At 34.3% G+C, this 19,424-nt stretch carries 15 protein-coding genes; 12 read left to right on the top strand and 3 right to left on the bottom strand.

The genetic code is table 11. The features are described from left to right. Positions 1-37: 37 nt before the first annotated feature. From ABEB18_RS03935 to pruA, 5 genes are all read left to right on the top strand, one after another. Entirely contained in the window at positions 38-802 is a 765-nt protein-coding gene (locus ABEB18_RS03935; protein WP_348797768.1) for a methyltransferase domain-containing protein, read from the top strand. 107 nt (positions 803-909) lie between these two features. Further along, entirely contained in the window at positions 910-3,816 is a 2,907-nt protein-coding gene (locus tag ABEB18_RS03930) for a DEAD/DEAH box helicase (protein ID WP_348797766.1), read from the top strand. Positions 3,817-3,895: 79 nt separating this feature from the next. Then, positions 3,896-5,143, top strand: coding sequence for a type IX secretion system plug protein (locus ABEB18_RS03925; RefSeq protein WP_348797765.1), 1,248 nt, complete (start codon positions 3,896-3,898; stop codon positions 5,141-5,143). Between the two features lie 80 nt (positions 5,144-5,223). Beyond that, positions 5,224-5,610 carry a Co2+/Mg2+ efflux facilitator ApaG/CorD gene (gene apaG, locus ABEB18_RS03920; protein WP_348797763.1) on the top strand — a complete coding sequence of 129 codons (387 nt, stop codon included), beginning with the start codon at positions 5,224-5,226 and terminating at the stop codon, positions 5,608-5,610. Between the two features lie 99 nt (positions 5,611-5,709). Continuing rightward, positions 5,710-7,338, top strand: coding sequence for an L-glutamate gamma-semialdehyde dehydrogenase (pruA, locus tag ABEB18_RS03915; protein WP_348797762.1), 1,629 nt, complete (start codon positions 5,710-5,712; stop codon positions 7,336-7,338). Positions 7,339-7,638: 300 nt separating this feature from the next. Here pruA and ABEB18_RS03910 read toward each other — a convergent pair whose 3' ends face one another. The 3 genes from ABEB18_RS03910 to rsmG form a co-directional block, all read right to left on the bottom strand. Next, entirely contained in the window at positions 7,639-9,054 is a 1,416-nt protein-coding gene (locus tag ABEB18_RS03910; protein WP_348797761.1) for an alkaline phosphatase, read from the bottom strand. A gap of 92 nt (positions 9,055-9,146) precedes the next feature. Continuing rightward, complete coding sequence (locus ABEB18_RS03905) at positions 9,147-9,824, bottom strand: DUF2490 domain-containing protein (RefSeq protein ID WP_348797759.1); 678 nt, start codon at positions 9,822-9,824, stop codon at positions 9,147-9,149. Between the two features lie 45 nt (positions 9,825-9,869). Next, positions 9,870-10,499, bottom strand: a complete 630-nt coding sequence (rsmG, locus tag ABEB18_RS03900) for a 16S rRNA (guanine(527)-N(7))-methyltransferase RsmG (protein WP_348797757.1) — start codon at positions 10,497-10,499, stop codon at positions 9,870-9,872. Positions 10,500-10,606: 107 nt separating this feature from the next. On the opposite strand from rsmG, the gene ABEB18_RS03895 reads away from it, so the two are divergent. From ABEB18_RS03895 to ABEB18_RS03865, 7 genes are all read left to right on the top strand, one after another. Continuing rightward, complete coding sequence (locus ABEB18_RS03895) at positions 10,607-11,698, top strand: fatty acid desaturase family protein (protein WP_348797755.1); 1,092 nt, start codon at positions 10,607-10,609, stop codon at positions 11,696-11,698. 33 nt (positions 11,699-11,731) lie between these two features. After that, positions 11,732-12,922, top strand: coding sequence for a pyridoxal phosphate-dependent aminotransferase (locus ABEB18_RS03890; RefSeq protein WP_348797753.1), 1,191 nt, complete (start codon positions 11,732-11,734; stop codon positions 12,920-12,922). Between the two features lie 539 nt (positions 12,923-13,461). Further along, entirely contained in the window at positions 13,462-15,336 is a 1,875-nt protein-coding gene (locus ABEB18_RS03885; RefSeq protein WP_348797752.1) for a peptidase U32 family protein, read from the top strand. 163 nt (positions 15,337-15,499) lie between these two features. After that, on the top strand, positions 15,500-16,183 hold the full coding sequence (locus tag ABEB18_RS03880; protein WP_348797750.1) for a response regulator transcription factor: 684 nt from the start codon (positions 15,500-15,502) through the stop codon (positions 16,181-16,183). Beyond that, positions 16,176-17,570, top strand: a complete 1,395-nt coding sequence (locus ABEB18_RS03875) for a sensor histidine kinase (protein ID WP_348797748.1) — start codon at positions 16,176-16,178, stop codon at positions 17,568-17,570. Before ABEB18_RS03880 ends, ABEB18_RS03875 begins: the two co-directional genes overlap by 8 nt. A gap of 75 nt (positions 17,571-17,645) precedes the next feature. Further along, entirely contained in the window at positions 17,646-18,368 is a 723-nt protein-coding gene (locus ABEB18_RS03870) for an adenine nucleotide alpha hydrolase family protein (RefSeq protein ID WP_348797746.1), read from the top strand. A 47-nt stretch (positions 18,369-18,415) separates the two neighbouring features. Beyond that, positions 18,416-19,333: a bestrophin family protein gene (locus ABEB18_RS03865; protein WP_348797745.1), complete on the top strand. Its 918-nt coding sequence runs from the start codon at positions 18,416-18,418 to the stop codon at positions 19,331-19,333. Positions 19,334-19,424 lie beyond the last annotated feature (91 nt).

The raw sequence follows: 19,424 nt of genomic DNA, 5'->3' as shown, positions 1-19,424 counted from the left end.
TGTAAATTAGTGAAATTCGTGTTTAAATTTTTATCAAATGAAATCTGTGTTTAAACTAGTACTCAATACAATCCCTCGTCCTTTATTAATTCGTTTGAGTTATGTGGCGCGACCCATTATCGCATTTTCATTAAAAGGAGATAAATTCACAGATCCTATCGACGGAAAAAGTTTCAAATCGATGTTGCCGTATGGCTACGAAACACAACGCAACAACGTGCTTTCGCCAAGTACGCTTTCGTTAGAGAGACACCGTTTGCTTTGGCTGTACTTAAACGAACAAACCGATTTTTTTACGGCACCAAAAAAGGTATTGCATTTTGCGCCAGAGCAGGCTTTTTACAAATTGTTTCGCAAGCAAAAAAATCTGGATTACACCACGACTGATTTGCTTTCCCCTTTGGCAGATGTAAAAGCAGACATCTGTAATTTACCTTTCGAGGACGATCAATACGACGTAATCCTTTGCAATCACGTATTAGAACACATTCCAGATGATACCAAAGCAATGCAGGAATTGTACCGCGTTTTGAAACCGGGCGGAATGGCAATTCTTCAGATTCCACAGGATTTAAAAAGAGAAGTCACTTTTGCAGATGACACGATTACCGACCAAAAAGAACGCGCCAAAATATTCGGGCAATACGACCATGTTCGTATTTACGGTCGTGATTATTTTGACAAACTAAGAAGTATCGGTTTTACAGTTGTCGAAGAAGATTACACCAACAAAATCGCTCCCGAATTGGTAGAAAAATATTGTTTGGCAAAAGGCGAAATCATTCCCGTTTGTTTTAAATAAACAGTTCAAAAATAAACACGAATTTCACTAATTAGCACTAATTCATTCGTGCTAATTAGTGAAATTCGTGTTTTAAAATCCCCTAACCATTAAACCTACTTTTGCTTTTGGAAACTAAAAACTCCTTTCAGTTCTGCTTTGACATCAGCTTAGAAAAAAAACTAAACACCTATATTCCGACAGCTTATATTGTCGAACATTCTGAAGCTATAACCTATTTAGACAAGAAAGCGAGTAATGAGGTACTTGAAAGTTTTGGTATCGCTGTTGAAAATTTAGACACAAACACCAAAAAGATTTTATCCGTTTGTGAAGTGCTCAAACCTGAAGCCATTTTTAAGAAATTCAGAAAAAACAGTAAATCTGCCAAAACAATTGAAGATTTATTTAAAGACAGCAAATTAGAATTTGGAATTCGGCAATTCATTAAAACGAATTTAGAACAATTTTATACTTTAATCACACAAGAAGATTTTCCACTTTCGTTGAATTTAGGAAAAGAAAAAGATTTCCGTATTAGTAGAATTTCTACTAAAAATTTACCATTAGAAACTAGTCTTCAATTTGACAAGCACGAAAACGGAATTACGTACACCTTACTTTTAAAAGACGAAACAACCGTATTTCATCCCTCAAATACTGCCATCACATTACTTTTAGATGAGCCAGGATGGCTAGTAGCATACCATAAATTGTATCAATTAAAAGACATTAACACCAAAAAAATCACTCCTTTTTTGACCAAAAAATCGGTTGAGATTCCATCAAAATTGATTCCAGATTTTTTTGAAAAGTTCATTAAGGATATTGCCAAAAAGTCAACAATTTCGGCAACTGGTTTTGAAATCGAAAATCGAAACACAATCGTTTCCTGTTCGATTCAGCCGGTTTTGGATTTTTTCAAAAACTGTTATTATCTCAATTTTCGATTTGATTATAACGGTTATGCATTTGATTCAATTTCAACAAAAAAAACACATTCTGCGATTGATTTGAATGATTTGAACAACATCAAACTTACCCAATACAAACGCAGTGAAGCCGAATCCTCATTTGCTGATAAGCTAATAGAATTAGGTTTATCTAAAACAGAAAATGGTTTTTTTGGGCTTTCGCCAAAGAATGAAAAACAAGATCCATACAGCAATATTCAATGGATAATTGAAAATCAGGAAGTTTTAAACTCTTTAGGTTTTTCGACAAATGAATTACAAATTGACAGTAAAAAAATCAACACTCAAAAACCAACTATTCAATTTTCAAATGAACTAAAGAATGATTGGTTTGATATTAAAATGACAGTAGTTTGCGATTCATTTGAATTTAACTTTAGTGAAATTGTTGCCAACATCAAAAACAGAAATCGGTTGTTTTTGTTACCCGATGGAAGTTATTTTTTAATTCCATTAGAATGGATGACATTATACGGTCCGTTGGTAAAATTGGCTAAAGTAGAAAATAGAAATCTGATGTTGCTCAAAAGCAATTTTGCTGTTTTGGAGAACATATCCGAATTCAAAAGCACAAATACCACAGCAACCACACTAGAATATCAGCCATCGCCATTGGTAAAAGCAACATTACGCCCTTATCAAATTCAGGGAGTCCAGTGGCTTTTAGAACATTTTAACAACGGATTAGGCGCCTGCTTAGCCGACGATATGGGATTGGGAAAAACATTGCAAACGTTGACAACTTTGGTTGCGGTACAAGAGCAATTGGATTTTGAAAGAGTCGAAAACGTTCAGTTGGATTTGTTCGGCAACGAAATTCCAATGCCAAAAGAATATTTCAAAGCGCTAATTGTACTTCCCTCGTCATTGGTTTTCAATTGGTATAACGAAGCTCGAAAATTCACACCGCATTTTCGCCGAGTGCAATACATTGGCAACGACCGAAAACTGATTGCCAAAAAACTAGAAAAATACGATTTGGTTTTCACGAGTTATGCAGTCATCTCGAGAGACATTTCGATTTTGGAAAAATACAATTTCAGGTATTTGATTTTAGACGAAAGCCAATACATCAAAAACAAAAACTCTAAAATTTTCAAAGCAATTAATCAAATCAAAGCGAGTTATAAAATATCGTTAAGCGGTACTCCCATAGAGAATTCGCTAGATGATTTGTGGTCGCAGATGCAATTTATCAATCCAAATATTTTGGGAAGCCATTCTTTTTTTACCGAAAATTATAAAGTCCCGATTGAGAAAAAACAAGATGAAAATGCTTTATCCGAATTAAAAAATCTGATAGCTCCTTTTATTTTAAGACGAACCAAAGAACAGGTTCTAAAAGACCTGCCCGAGCTTTCCGAGCAGATTTTTTATTGCGAAATGGAACCCGAACAAGAGAAATTGTACGAAGAGGAAAAATCCAAAGCCCGCAATTCACTCTTGAAAACCGATGGAAATGCTGTTGATAAAATCAGTATTATCAATACCCTAATGCGTTTGCGACAGTTGAGCAACCACCCAAAAATGGTGGATTCAAAATCAGAAATGGATTCTGGAAAATATATTGCGGTAACTCAATATTTGGAGACTTTGGTACAATCCAACCAAAAGACGATTGTTTTCAGTTCGTTCGTTTCTAACTTGAATTTTTACAAAAACTGGTGCGCGGCAAACAAAATCGATTTTTGTGAACTTACTGGCGAAACAGACTTGAAAGAGCGAGAATACCAAGTGAATCGTTTCCAGAATCAGGAAAAACCTTTGTTGTTTTTTATCTCGTTGAAAGCTGGTGGGGTCGGTCTCAATATTACCAAAGCTTCGTATGTGCTCTTCCTAGATCCTTGGTGGAATCCTTTTGCCGAAAAACAGGGAATTGGCCGTGCGCATAGAATTGGACAAATGAACAAAGTTAACGTGATTCGATTTATCACTAAAAATACGGTCGAAGAAAAAATCATTCGATTACAAGAAAGCAAAAAACTATTATCGGATTCGCTTTTAGATGAAAATTTCATTGGCGATGAAATTGAGGAGAATTTGGAATTTATATTAGAATAGTTTTAGATCTAACAGGTTTTAAAAACCTGTTAGGTCTTCTATAATTTGTATATTTACCCCACATCAACGAGAATCTATAATGAAATCAATAGCTATATTACTTCTTTCTTTATTTTGCCTTTCCATTTCAGCACAAATCCAAACCGAAGTAGCTCCGCCATATAACATCAAAACAGCTTCTTTCACTCAAAACAGTAGTAATATTGTCCCTGTTTTCAAATTAGGCGATACATTCAATTTCGAATTTGACGATTTATTTGGCAACGAAGCCGACTATTATTACGAAATCACCCATTGCGATTACAACTGGGTTCCTACCGACATTCCTAAAAGTGAATATTTATCTGGTTTTGATGGGCAGAAAATTCAGACACTAGAAAACTCATTCAACACTTTACAAATTTTTACACACTATCAATTAACACTTCCTAATAATTTTACCACAATAAAACTTAGTGGTAATTACGTATTAACGATCTTAAATTCGGACAAAGAAATTGTCATGAAACGCTATTTTATTTTGTACGAAGAACAAGTCTCTGTAAGTTTAAAAATAAAAAGACCCCGAACTGTAAAAAACATTTATACGAAACACAATTTAGATTTTGAAATCAATGCCGATCAACTTTTGCTTCAAAATCCAACTCAAAATCTAAAAGTGGTTTTATTGCAAAACAGTAATTTTAATACCGCCATCAAAAACATTGTTCCGCAATACAACCTTGGGAATGTCTATGTTTACAAGTACGATCAACAAACGCAATTTTGGGCAGGAAATGAGTTTTTAAATTTTGATTCAAAAGACATCAAAAGCCCCAATAATTATGTGAGTTTTGTTAATTCAGACAATGGTATTTACAACACCCATTTATTTAGAAATGAAGCCAAAACCAGTTTTCCATACTCTACTTATCAGGATCTTAATGGAAACTTTAGTGTAAGACAGCTTAATGCCGAAAACAACATTACTGAATCTGATTATTCTTGGGTCTATTTTACGTTGTCTGCTCCTTTAATCAGTCCAAGTTCGTCTATTTATGTGGTTGGAATGTTCAACAACTACAGCATGACTCCAGAAAACAAAATGGATTTTAATACCAAAACAGGGCAATACGAGAAAGCCATTTTGATCAAACAAGGATTTACAAATTATCAATATCTAACTGTAAATAGTAAAGGAATCATTGATCTTGAGAATGCTCCAGACGGAAATTTTTATCAAACCGAGAATGACTATACGGTTTTGGTATATTACAAAAATTCTATTGATCGGTATGAAAAAGTCATCGGAAAAGGAACAGCCAATTCATTAAATATTACAAATTAGAAAACTTTGGTTATTTTAACATAAATGATTCATTTTTTTCGTAGATTTGCTTTCAAATAGCACTTAATTAGCACATTATCATGGTTACTCAAATAACTAGAGGCATTAAAATTTCAGTTTTGACTAGTTTTGAAGGCACGTACTTCAAAAACTACAAAATCCATTTTGCTTTTAGTTACGAAATTACCATCGAAAACCACAGTAAAGATTCAGTACAACTGACTTCACGTCATTGGGAAATCTACGATTCCTTAAACGATTTAGAATTTGTAGATGGAGAAGGCGTTATTGGGAAAAAACCCGTTTTAAAACCAGGAGAACGACACACATATAGCTCAGGTTGTTTATTATCATCCCCTTACGGTGCGATGAAAGGATATTTCAACATGATAAACTTCACCACTACAAAATCATTCAGAGTAATTGTTCCTACTTTTAGAATGTGTGCTCCCTTTGCTCTTAATTAAAATTGACTTTTATTATGACATTTTTAGCATAATTTAAATCATTCCTTTGTACTTTTGCATCAAATTATATAATTGCTTACTAATTAATTATACAAAGTTATGTTAAAAGGATTTTTTAATGTGCCCAAAGCGGTTAATGAACCTGTAAAAGGATACACACCAAATTCACCCGAAAAAGCAGCTGTTTTATCAGCTTACAAAGCAATGTGGGACTCTAAAATTGATGTTCCGTTATACATTGGTAGTGAAGAAATCAAAACAGGAAACACCAAAAACATTACAGCTCCACACGATCACAAACACATCGTTGGATCATATCATTTAGCTGAAAAATCACATATAGAAAAAGCCATTGCCAATGCTTTAGAATCAAGAACTGCATGGGCTAATATGGCTTGGGAACAAAGAGCAGCTATTTTTCTTAAAGCAGCTGAATTGATTGCAGGGCCTTATAGAGCAAAGATAAATGCAGCGACTATGATTGGTCAATCTAAAAATATTCACCAAGCTGAGATTGATTCCGCTTGTGAGTTAATTGACTTCTTGCGTTTCAATGTAGAATTTATGACTCAAATTTATGCAGACCAACCAAAATCTGCATCAGATATGTGGAACCGTTTAGAATACAGACCTCTTGAAGGTTTCATTTATGCCGTTACGCCATTTAACTTTACAGCTATTGCTGCCAACTTACCTGCAAGTGCAGCCATGATGGGTAACGTTGTGGTTTGGAAACCAAGTGATAGCCAAGTATTCTCTGCAAAAGTAATTATTGATGTTTTCAAAGAAGCTGGAGTTCCTGACGGAGTTATCAATGTGGTTTTTGGAGATGCTTTAATGATTACCGATACAGTTTTGGCAAGTCCTGATTTTGCTGGAGTACACTTTACTGGATCTACTCATGTGTTTAAAGACATTTGGGCAAAAATTGGAACCAATATTCACAAATACAAAACATATCCAAGAATTGTTGGAGAAACTGGAGGTAAAGATTTTATCATTGCACATCCAAGCGCAAATGCAAAACAAGTTGCCACAGGTATTGTTCGTGGGGCATTTGAATTCCAAGGACAAAAATGTTCTGCCGCTTCTAGAGCTTATATCCCAGAAAGTTTATGGCCTGCTGTTAAAGAACAATTAATTACTGATGTAAAATCAATGAAAATGGGATCTCCAGAAGATTTTGGAAATTTTATTACTGCCGTAATTCACGAAGGTTCTTTCGATAAATTGGCTAGTTATATTGATCAAGCAAAGAAAGATGCAAATACCGAAATTATCGTTGGTGGAAACTACGACAAATCAGTTGGGTATTTTATAGAACCAACTGTTATCGTAACTACAGATCCAAAATACACTACAATGGAAACCGAATTATTTGGACCAGTAATTACTATTTACGTTTACGAAGATGCTAAATGGGCCGAAACTCTGAAACTAGTTGATACTACTTCCGAGTATGCATTGACTGGAGCAGTTTTCAGCCAAGACCGTTACGCTATCGAAGAAGCAACAGTTGCTTTACAAAACGCTGCCGGAAACTTCTACATTAATGATAAACCAACAGGAGCAATCGTAGGAATGCAACCTTTTGGTGGAGCAAGAGCTTCTGGAACAAACGACAAAGCAGGTTCTGCATTGAACTTATTGCGTTGGGTTTCACCAAGAACAATCAAAGAAACTTTTGTAACTCCAGTAGATTACAGATACCCATTTTTAGGAGAATAGTCTTAAAGGGCTTTGTTAATATAATAAGCCGAATCTTTTCAGAAAGATTCGGCTTTTACTTATTTTTAGTTTATGTAAAACCTTGTTTGTGAGATAGTTTTTGATGATGATTTTTCGTCAGTTCGAGTAGTTTTCGATAGAAAATTGTATCAAGAACAGAAAAACTATCATTAAAAAAGGTTCTCAATACAGGGCACTTCGAGTACGGAACGCATCGAGAAGTTTTGTTCTGTTTCTCTCCACAAAAAATACTCGAACTGACACTTTTTAAAAATTACACCCAACGGATTTACTTAAATATTAAAACTTATTTTCTACTTCTGCCGCTTGTAACATAAGATAATGCAAATCGGTATTTTTTACAAAAGGCTTTAAAAGCTCACTTCCTGGACCATACATTGCCAATTCGACATAATCAGCAGAATGATCCATACTAATCCAACCAACGGAATTTACTTTCCCCTGCATTTCTGCAAATGCTTTAAAAGGCAATTTTTTGTAATTGTACAAACCTTCATCTTTATACAGTCCGTCGTAATAGCCCAAGACGGTTTTGGCTTCCTGATCTGAAACAGCATGACCATTTGCTTTTTCGATAATTTCCTTTACCTCAGTAATAGAAGTATCCTTTTTTATCTGATTCAGGATCCATTCGTTCGTCTGTGTATATTTCTGGATGCTATCAAAATTGTCATTAGCATTTTTTCCATAGATGATACCGGGATTGGCATTACCGTGATCGGTGGTAATAATTACTAACGTTTCTGTGTCTTTTTCTGCAAAATCAATAGCCACTTTTATTGCTTCATCAAATTCAATCTGATCATTTATCAAACCAGCAATATCATTACCATGAGCTGCCCAATCTACCTTACCACTTTCAATCTGCAAAACAAAACCATTTTTATGATTTTTCATTCTGTCGATTGCTTTCTGAGCCATTTCTGCCAAACTTGGAACGGACATTTTTAAATTTTCATTGTTATTTCGGTCCACATAATACGGAAGTCCATCATCTGCAAATACCCCTAAAATAGGTTTTGAATTTGATGCCCCGTCCATTTCGGATTTTGTTTTTACAACTTGGTATCCTTTTGAAGTGTAAGCAGCAAATATATCTTTCTTATCCTTTCTTAATTCCGGACTAAAATAATTAGCGCCTCCTCCCATCATAATATCAAAACCCAATTCTAAATATTGTTCAGCAATAGTTTCCTGAGCATTTCGGCTTTTACTGTTAACACAAAAACCCGCTGGTGTTGCATGCGTGATTGGAACAGTCGTTACACATCCCGCCATTTTTCCTGATTGCTTAAATTTTTGCCAAATTGGTAAATGTGGTTCTCCTTGTGGACTAAAATTGAGAGTCCCATTATTAACACGAAAACCACCTCCCCAAGAAGAACTCGCTGCCGAAGAATCAGTTACAATAGAACTAGCAGAAGCTGTATCCATCAAAGCTCTAGTAACCTTACCTTCCTTATATAACTGCATCCAATTGGAAGTCTTTCCGTTTTTTCTATTCAGAAACAAGTCGGTCATATTAAGTGTTCCAGTACTCATTCCGTCGCTAACCAAAAAAATAATGTTTTTTGCTTTTTTGTTTTTATTTGCTGCCTTTAAATCCAAAACATTTGCAGCTCCTTCAAACGGATTTACAATTGCAGCTCCAATTGTAAACAACGAGCCGTTTTTAAAAAACTTCCTTCTATTCATCCTAACTTTATTTAAGTATTTTCAAATATAAAAAAATTAGACTCACTATTGATTATCACAATATTATACTTACATCCTAAGCGTACAAAAATTTAAAAAGGCAAACTGTTAAAAAACATAATTTGAAATTGAGTTCGACTAGAATTGTTCAAAATTTGCGACATTACACCAACTTCCATTTTTAGACTTTTATTAAAACAATATCCTATTCCTCCATAAATACGATCCCGATCAAAAAAATTAGGTTCAGCCTCAGTATTGATAAAAATTTCATTGTAAGCTGAAGCGTAAATGGCATTTTTATCCATTTCCTTTTTATTAATTGGAACATTTAGTGAAAGAAAATATCGCAAACGCATTTTGAAATCCTCTTCTATGAATCGTTGTTCAAAACGATATCGATGTTGAATATTTACTCTTCCAAAATTTTGTTTTGTAATAAATTGTTGAAATATTCGATGTTCATTTACACTTAATTTATCATCAGTCAACGGAACATAAGGCTCCGAATTGATATAAGCATATCCTAACAAGATGTTGTTATTATTCTCAGACAAATTATATCCAATTCCAGTTCTCAATAATAATTGTTCAAGATCACCAGCAAAGTTGTAATTTCGGTATTGCACCTCATTATGCCAATTCCAACGGCTATTTATTTTTTGGTTACCAAAATACAAAAACCAATTTCCAACTTCTGAATCTTGCGCATGGCTATTAAAAGACACAATAAGTGTCAACAAAACACAAAATGATTGTATTCTATTCATTATAATATTATTTATTAGGGTTTAAAATCAGGCTTTTTATTGTTTTTACACTACAAACTTTAAGGGTAAATGCACCACTTTTTTGGTTTCAAAAAATTCGTTATCAAAAAAATCAGCGATATTATATAAGGTAGCTTTAGGAAAATCTTTTAATTCTTCGGTCAAATCTCCTCCTTTCAAATAGAGAATTCCGTTCTTTAACTCGTGCTTGTGTTGTTTTTTTATTTTAGTCTTGATCCACGATACAAAATCTGGCATATTGGTAACGGCACGACTCACAATAAAATCGAAATCTCCCTTTACATTTTCGGCACGAATTTGTTCTGCTTTTACATTTTTTAACTCCAAAGCTTCGGCAACAGCTTTGACTACTTTTATTTTTTTAGCAATAACATCGATTAGATAAAAACGGGTTTCCGGAAAAAGTATAGCCAGCGGAATACCAGGAAATCCGCCACCAGTACCAACATCCAGCACATAGCTTCCAGGTTCGAACTTATTGACTTTGGCAATAGCTAAAGAATGTAAAATGTGTTTTGTATATAATGAATCAATATCTTTTCTAGAAATCACATTGATTTTTTCGTTCCAATCGTGGTATAAAAAGTCTAATTTTTGAAACTGTTCGATTTGAGTAGGAGTCAAATCTGGAAAATATTTCAATATCTCATTCATTGGTCTAATTTTTTAACAAAAGTACTACTTTACGATTGAAATATTTAACTCATTTTTGCAAATTGAGAATTTATAATAATTACCTTTGACAACTATTTAAAATTAATATGAATAACACCGCTCCCACATTTGCCAAGCAAGACAATTTAAAATTTTTCAGGACACTTAATTCTCGAGTAAACAGTTATTTCAAAGAAAACAACATCGAGAAAACGGGTAATTGGAAAATTCATTTAAAGACGGTGATTTTATTCACGGTATTTCTTGTGCCTTATTTTTTAATATTAACATTAGACATGTCTTTTTGGATACATTTACTTTTAACAATTGTTATGGGATTTGGCATGGCAGGAATTGGCATGAATGTTATGCACGATGCCAATCATGGTTCCTATTCTAAAAAAACTTGGGTCAACAAAATCATGGGCGGAACCATATATGTATTAGCTGGAAACGTTCATAACTGGCAAGTACAACACAACGTTTTACACCATACCTACACCAACATTATTGGACATGACGAAGATCTTGAAGCTGGTCGAATCATGCGTTTTTCTAAAGAAGCTCAGTGGCATAAATACCACAAATTCCAACAATACTATGCAGTGTTTCTATATGGTTTGCTAACATTCAATTGGGCTCTCACTACCGATTTTAAACAAATGAGCCGTTACTTAAAACGAAAATTATATTATGGTGAACCTAAAAGTCCAAAAGTACTTTGGACTACATTGATCATTACAAAAATTATCTATTTGATGATCTGGATGGTTTTGCCAATGCTTATTGGAATCACATGGTGGAAAGTTTTGGTTGGTTTTTTTGTTATGCATTATACCGCTGGATTGATCCTAAGTATTGTATTTCAATTGGCACATGTTGTGGATGAAGCTGCCAATCCGCAACCAAGTGAAACAGGCGAAATGGAAAACACTTGGGCAATTCACCAGTTATTTACCACCGTTAATTTTGCTCCAAAAAACAAAATCATCAATTGGTACACCGGAGGATTAAATCATCAAATCGAGCATCATATTTTCCCTCATATTAGTCACGTACATTATGGAAAAATTGCAAAAATTGTAAAACAAACAGCCCAAGAATGTCAGTTGCCGTATTATGAATACAAAACGATGACTGCTGCTGTAATTGCACATTTCAAACATTTAAGAACGCTGGGATTAAAACCAGCTTTATAATAATTTAACTAAAAACTAAAAAATTACAATTTAATGAGTAATCCACTTTCAGACAGAATTAACAATCTAGCTACATCGCAAACATTAGCAATGGCAGCTTTGGCACGTGAATTAAAAGCGCAAGGAAAAGACATTATCAGCTTAAGTTTAGGAGAACCAGACTTTAACACACCTGATTTCATCAAAGAAGCAGCCAAAAAAGCAATCGATGAAAACTACAGTACTTATTCACCAGTTGATGGATACCAAGATTTAAAAGAAGCTATCTGCAGAAAATTCAAAAGAGACAACGGATTGGAATACAAACCGTCTCAAATTGTAGTATCTACAGGAGCAAAACAATCATTATACAACATTGCTCAAGTAATGTTAAACGATGGTGACGAGGTTATTTTACCAGCACCATACTGGGTTTCTTATTTCGAAATTGTAAAATTATCAGGAGGTGTGCCAGTAGAAGTTCCAACTTCTGTAGATACTGATTTCAAAATCACTCCTGAGCAATTAGAAGCTGCTATCACACCCAAAACCAAAATGATGTGGTTCTCTTCTCCATGTAATCCTTCTGGATCAGTTTACAGCAGAGAAGAATTAACAGCTTTGGCTAAAGTTTTAGAAAAACATCCAAATATTTACGTAGTTGCTGACGAAATCTATGAGCACATCAATTTCTCAGGAACTTTCTGCAGTATCGGTTCTATCCCAGGAATGTTAGACAAAACGATAACTGTAAACGGAGTGGCAAAAGCATTTGCTATGACAGGATATAGAATTGGTTATATCGGAGCACCCGAATTTATCGCTAAAGCCTGTACAAAAATTCAAGGACAAGTAACCTCTGGAGCTAACTCAGTTGCACAAAGAGCTACGATTACTGCTGTAGATGCTGATCCAAGCGTATTAAACGATATGGTAAAAGCTTTCCACGGTCGTAGAGACTTGGTAGTTGGATTATTGAAAGAAATTCCAGGTGTAAAAATTAACGTTCCTGAAGGAGCTTTCTACGTATTCCCAGACGTTTCATCTTTCTTTGGAAAAACATTAAGAGGAAAAGAAATTAAAGATGCAAACGATGTTTCTATGTATTTATTAGCAGAAGCAAATGTTGCTACCGTAACAGGAGACGCTTTTGGTAACCCGAACTGTATCCGTTTCTCTTACGCAACCAGCGAAGCTTTATTAACAGAGGCATTACGCAGAATCAAAGAAGCTTTGACGGCATAAACATATTCTAAGTTTTAGTAAAACGGTTTAAGGTTCAAAGTTTCATCACTTTTTACTTTAAGCTGTTTTTTTTATGTGTTCATTTTGGGCGTACCCCTTCGGGTCGGGCTATCCTCTCTATCTTTTGTGGTGAACCCCACCACAAAAGGATGCCGTTTCTATCCCTCACGCAAAACAAGAAACAAAAAACTTTTATTTTCAAAAGAACTAAAATTTAATTACCTTCAGCTTTAGCTGGACGTTAAAATTAAGCTCTCTAAAAAGGCTTTAGCCAAACTACACATTTGGCTAAAGCCCATTCCTAATCAATTTAAATTCCTCCAGCTAAAGCTGGAGCCTTAAATCTAAAAATAAACAAAATATAAATTTCAAAATTCCCATTCTACAATATTGTAAAATCTCGGTTCCTCAACTACTATCAATCACATTACGTTAACAATTTCAAAAAAATCCCTTCATCGTTAGTAAACTCAAATAATTTATCAGACCTTTGCACACTTTTTTTTGCGGGAATACCGCAAAAGTCTAACGTTTTAGAAATGAAGAAGAAAATAGAAATATTAGCACCTGCTAGAGATTTAATTGGCGGAATGGCAGCCATCAATAGTGGTGCCGATGCGGTTTATATTGGCGCTCCTCAATTTGGAGCCCGCTCTAATGCACACAATTCGATCGAAGATGTAGCGGCTTTGGTAAAATATGCGCATTTATTCAATGCTCAGGTTTTTGTGGTTATCAACACTATTTTGTACGATAACGAACTAGAAACCTGCCGATTGATGATTTGGGATTTGTACAAAATTGGGGTTGATGCCTTGATTATTCAAGACATGGCGATTATGGAAATGGACTTACCTCCTATCGTATTGCACGCCAGTACACAAACCAACAACCGCGATGCCGATAAAATTAAATTCCTAAAAGATGCGGGAATCAAGCGTGTGGTTTTGGCACGCGAGTTGAATTTGCATCAAATAAAAGAAATCTACGACCACGCCGATGTAGAACTAGAATTTTTCGTAACGGGTGCCTTGTGCGTGTCTTTTAGCGGAAACTGCTATATGAGTGTGGCCAACGGAGAGCGTAGTGCCAACCGTGGTTCTTGCGCTCAAAACTGTCGTTTGCCATACAACTTAATCGACGGAAACGGAGAAACTTTAATCAAAAACAGTCACTTGCTGTCTATTAAAGATTTGGATGTATCCGATCAACTTCCGAGTTTGATTGAAGCCGGAATTGTTTCTTTTAAAATCGAAGGTCGTTTGAAAGATGTGGTTTACGTCAAAAACAATGTTTCTTATCTGCGTCAAAAATTAGATCACTTTTTAGAAGGTGAAGGAAGTGAAAAATACACCAAAGCTTCATCAGGAAAATGTACCTATCTTTTTGATTCTGCTTTAAACAAAAGTTTCAATCGTGGTTATACCGATTATTTCGTCAACGAAAGACACCAATCTATCGGTTCTTGGGAAAGTCCAAAATCAAAAGGGCAATATATCGGAAAATTGATAAAAACCATTGGAAACGCTTACCAAATCGAAAACGGAGAATGGCTCAATAATGGTGACGGACTTTGTTTCATCAACGAAAACAATGAAGCCGAAGGGATTTATGTGAACAAGGTTGAAAACGGATTGGCTTATCCAAACGTTTTGAAAGAAATTAAAGAAGGGACATTTATTTACCGAAACAATGACGCCGCTTTCATCAAACTTGTAGAAAGAGAAGATAGTGCCGTTCGTAAAATCAGCACAACTTTGTTATTGACAGAAAATGAAAACGGTTTTGAACTAATCGCTACAGATGAGGATGGAAATGTAAGTATTGTAACTTTAGATCATGCTAAAGAGCAAACTAAAACAGGCGAATCTATCGAAGAAAACATCAAAACCCAATTAGCTAAAACTGGTTTCACCCCTTACACAGCTGATGAAATTACGATTATGTTTTCGCAAAACTGGTTCCTTCCGATTTCAAAAATAAACGAAATGCGAAGAAATGTTTTCGAACAATTATCCGAAATTCGTTTGGCAAACTACGTTCGTGAAGAACACCAATTGGTCAAAACTTCACACCCATTTCCTGAAACAAAATTGGATTTCATGTACAACGTTTCGAACAAAACGGCTCGCAAATTCTACGAACGCCACGGTGTTACCGAAATCGAAAAAGCCTTCGAATTACAATGGGATCCAGGAAAATCGCGAGTGATGACTACCAAATACTGCATCAAATACGAATTAGAACGATGTCCGAAATACCACAGAGAAAACATGGACAAGAAAGTCAAAGAACCTTTGGTATTAAAACAAGGCGAATTGGAATACAAACTCAAATTCAACTGCAAACCATGTGAAATGGAAATTTGGGAAAAAGATGCCGAATTTGAAATCGAGGAAGATCATTTTCATTAAAATTTTGTAGGGACAGGTCGTAACCTTTTCGTAATGTCATAAATGTGGACAGCTTGCGAGCTGTCCATTTCTATGAAATGCATTAGAAAATCATTAGAAAACACAACTTCATTACAAAATCAATTTTCATTTTTATAAGTTTGTAGAAACTAATAATTACACCATGAAATTATTGATTGTTGAAGACGAACCTAACCTGTTATCTGTTTTACGAAAAGGATTTACCGAAAATAACTACGAGGTAAGTGTTTGTCTAGACGGAGAAACGGCGCTAGAAATGATTCAAAACAATGATTTTGATGTGGTAGTTTTAGATGTAATGCTTCCAAAAATAAACGGAATTGAAATTTGCAGAAGACTCAGAAGCATCAAAAACTTTGTTCCCATTCTCCTGTTAACTGCGTTAGGAACTTCTGAAAACATTGTAAACGGACTAGAAAACGGAGCCGATGACTATTTGGTAAAGCCATTTAAATTTAGTGAACTCAATGCTAGAGTAATGGCTTTGGCCAGACGAGCCAATTTGGATACTCACAAACCAGACATAATAAAAATTAACAATTTAGAAATTAATGGTAAAACCAAGTTGGTTCATATAAATGGTGAACTAATTGTTTTAACTTACAAAGAATTTAAATTATTATATTATTTAGCCAAAAATAAGGGTACCATAGTCTCACGAAATCAAATTCTAGACAATGTTTGGGATATTAGTTTTGATATGAACACCAATGTAGTAGATGTCTATATTAATTATTTGAGAAAAAAAATTGACAAACCGTATAAAACCAAAATGATTCAGACCATCAAAGGTTTTGGATATATATTGCAAGCTGAAAATGAATAATATCAAAAAGAAAATCACCTATTCGTACGTTATTCTATCGTCTATCAGCACGATATTATTGTGTGTACTGGTCTTCTACTTATTCCGAAGCAATAATCAATATTATTTTTTGAAACGATTGGAAGATCGTGCGAAAATTGTTGCTTCGATTCATTTTCAAAAAGATCCTGAAAAAATTAAATATTACAAACAACTTAAAAAAAATGGTTTAGAAGAGTTAATTCAAGAAGAAGATTTTGTACTGAAAGTAAACAGTCAGAATACTTTTGAGTACAATACTGAATTAAATTTACCCAATGAGTTTTACACCAATGTCTTAAAAAATGGTAAAGAATCCTTTGAACGGGATAACAAATATTATTTAGGCCAAATTTTTACCGAAAACAACCAAAAATATATTGTAATCATTGCTGCCGTCGATAGAAAAGGACATCTAACAACGGTTTATATTTCAAGAATCATGACACTTGGAATAATTGTTTTCTTTATTCTTTCGTTCTTTCTAGGAAGATTGTTAGCCAAAAAAGTTATAATTCCCGTTTCGAATATTGCAAAGGAGGTTAAAAGAATCAGTGCATCCAATTTGTCCCGAAGATTACAAACGGACGGCCATACTGGCGAAATTGCCGATTTGACTTCGACATTTAATGATATGTTGGATCGATTGGAAACTTCATTTGAAATTCAGACCAATTTTATCAATAATGCTTCGCATGAATTGAAAACCCCAATCACTACCATCATTGCCGAAGCCGAAATCATGTTGCTCAAAGATCGTGAGAAAGAAGAATATGTCGCTTCATTAGAAAACATTCACAGACAATCCTCAAAACTAGGAAGTCTAACAGAAAGTCTTTTAAAACTGACCCAAACTGGTTATGACGGAACCAAGCAGGTACAAAATGTGGTTCGAATAGACGATTTGTTATTTGAAGTAAAAACTGATTTAGACAATTTCTTCCCCGACAATAAAGTAAGCATCAAACTGGACGCATCGGTAAAAGACAGTAATTATTTATTCATTCCTTGTAACAAAAACTTATTAGAATTAGCCATAAACAACATTGTAGCAAATGGTGTAAAATACTCAGACAACAAGGAAGTTTTTGTCAATCTTAGCGCTACAAAAGATACTATCAAAATTGTAATTAGTGATATTGGTATCGGAATCCCATCCGAAGATATTCCGCATCTTTATGAACCTTTCTTTAGAGGAAAAGAAGCCAGTAGTAAATATATTGGTTACGGATTAGGTTTGCCACTAGCCATGAAAATCATCAGAATGCATAATGGAGAATTACAGATTCAATCCGAAAAAGACAAAGGAACCATTGTTACCATTTTATTCAAGAAAACCAATATTAAAAATTCTAATGTAAATTTTTAAGATTTTCTAATTTCATTTTAAACCGACTCTAATCTAGCCACAGTTTCTTTGTAAGTATAAACAAAATATGTACTTATGAAAAACTTTTTAATTCCAACTCGATTAACCCCTGATACCATTTCAGCAGTAAAAACTGCAATCCATCATTCTAAAAATGAAAATTCGAAAATCGTTCTTCTATATGTTTCTGAAGAAATTGATGTTTTTGCAGCAGTACACTATCTTAGAAAACAAAACTATCAAATCTCTAAAAAAGAAATGGAAGTTTTGGACAACTGCCGAAACCTTATCGAATATTTCCCCAATTGCAAATTCGAATTCAAACACCAATTTGGGATAAACACACCTCTTCTAAAAAACTTAATACAGTATTATAAAGTAGATTTGATTTTGCTAACTAAATCTATTATCACTAGCCCCAAAAGTGTTCACTCGCACTTAGTAAATAGCATCAAAAAACAAAAAAAACCAATTCTACACCTCATCAATGACGAAACGCCAAGGCTCAACAAAGCCATCTATGTAGAAAATACTTATTCCCGTTTAAACATAGACGACATTCAGCAATACCTGTCGCATCAGTTTCCGTCACAACAAATTAGTAAAGTATTGAAAAAAGAACCAGAGAATTCAGAATTTTTAGACACTTTATTAGAGGAAGTATTGTCTAAAAACGACATTGATTTTGTAATTGAAACCCGTAGTACCGAGCGTTCGAAAATCAAAAACAAAAAACAAGTCGAAGTTAATCAGCATATCGACATTCCAGTTTTATCACTACACGAAGAAACAGTTTAATCCTCTAAACTATGTTGCTAAAAAAGAAAATACCTATACACTATATTTTGGGTAAAATTAAATTTGAACTGTTCATCGTATTGATTTACACTTGCCTTTTTGATGTGTTTCATCGTTTAAACCCCGAATTAAATACCGAAATTCCATTGGCTATCCCATCTGTAATCGGAACTGTAATTTCGTTATTATTAGCATTCAAATCCAATCAGGCCTACGACAGGTGGTGGGAAGCCCGAATTATTTGGGGAGCTATAACTAATGATTCCAGAACCTTAATCCGTCAAATATCAACCTATTACAATGATGCTATTTTTTTTGACAACAATAATTTTATCGAAAAAATGGCCAAAAGACAAGCTGCTTGGTGCTACAGTTTAGGCAACTCCCTTAGAGGCGAAAATGTTTACAAACCCATTAAAGGACTATTATCGGTTGAAGAATATGATTATATAAAAAGGCACAAGCATGTCCCTAATGCCCTACTAATTTTGCATGCTAAAGATTTAAAAGATGCTTTTAGAGAAAACAAAATCAATGCCTTTCAACAAATCGAAATAGATCAAACTTTGACTAAATTTTGTGACCACATGGGCAAATGCGAACGTATCAAATCGACCGTTTTTCCAACCACTTACGGTTTATACATCCATATGACCATTTATCTATTTATTATGATGTTACCTTTTAGTTTGCCAACAATGTTACGTTCTCTTGAGATACCATTGGTTACCATAATAGCCGCTACTTTTTTCTTGGTCGAAAAAATGGCAATTCATCTTCAAGACCCGTTCGAGAATAAACCCACAGACACTCCTGTTTCGACAATTGCCAAAAATATTGAGAAAAACTTGATGCAAATGGTCAACGAATACAATGATGAATTTTCTAATACATCAGATCATTTTGAGTCGAATAAATATTCTAAAATGGTCAAAATAAAAACGGCAGATTATTACATTTTATAACTACTACAATTCTATATTCCCCCAAAAACCTGTCTGATGAAAATTTGGACAGGTTTATTTTTAATATATTTGAATGAACCATGAGTACCAT

This window comes from Flavobacterium adhaerens (assembly GCF_040045115.1).
Classification (GTDB): Bacteria; Bacteroidota; Bacteroidia; order Flavobacteriales; family Flavobacteriaceae; genus Flavobacterium; species Flavobacterium adhaerens.
Note: the sequence above shows the minus strand (reverse complement) of the source record. Positions and strands in the feature narration are given on the sequence as shown.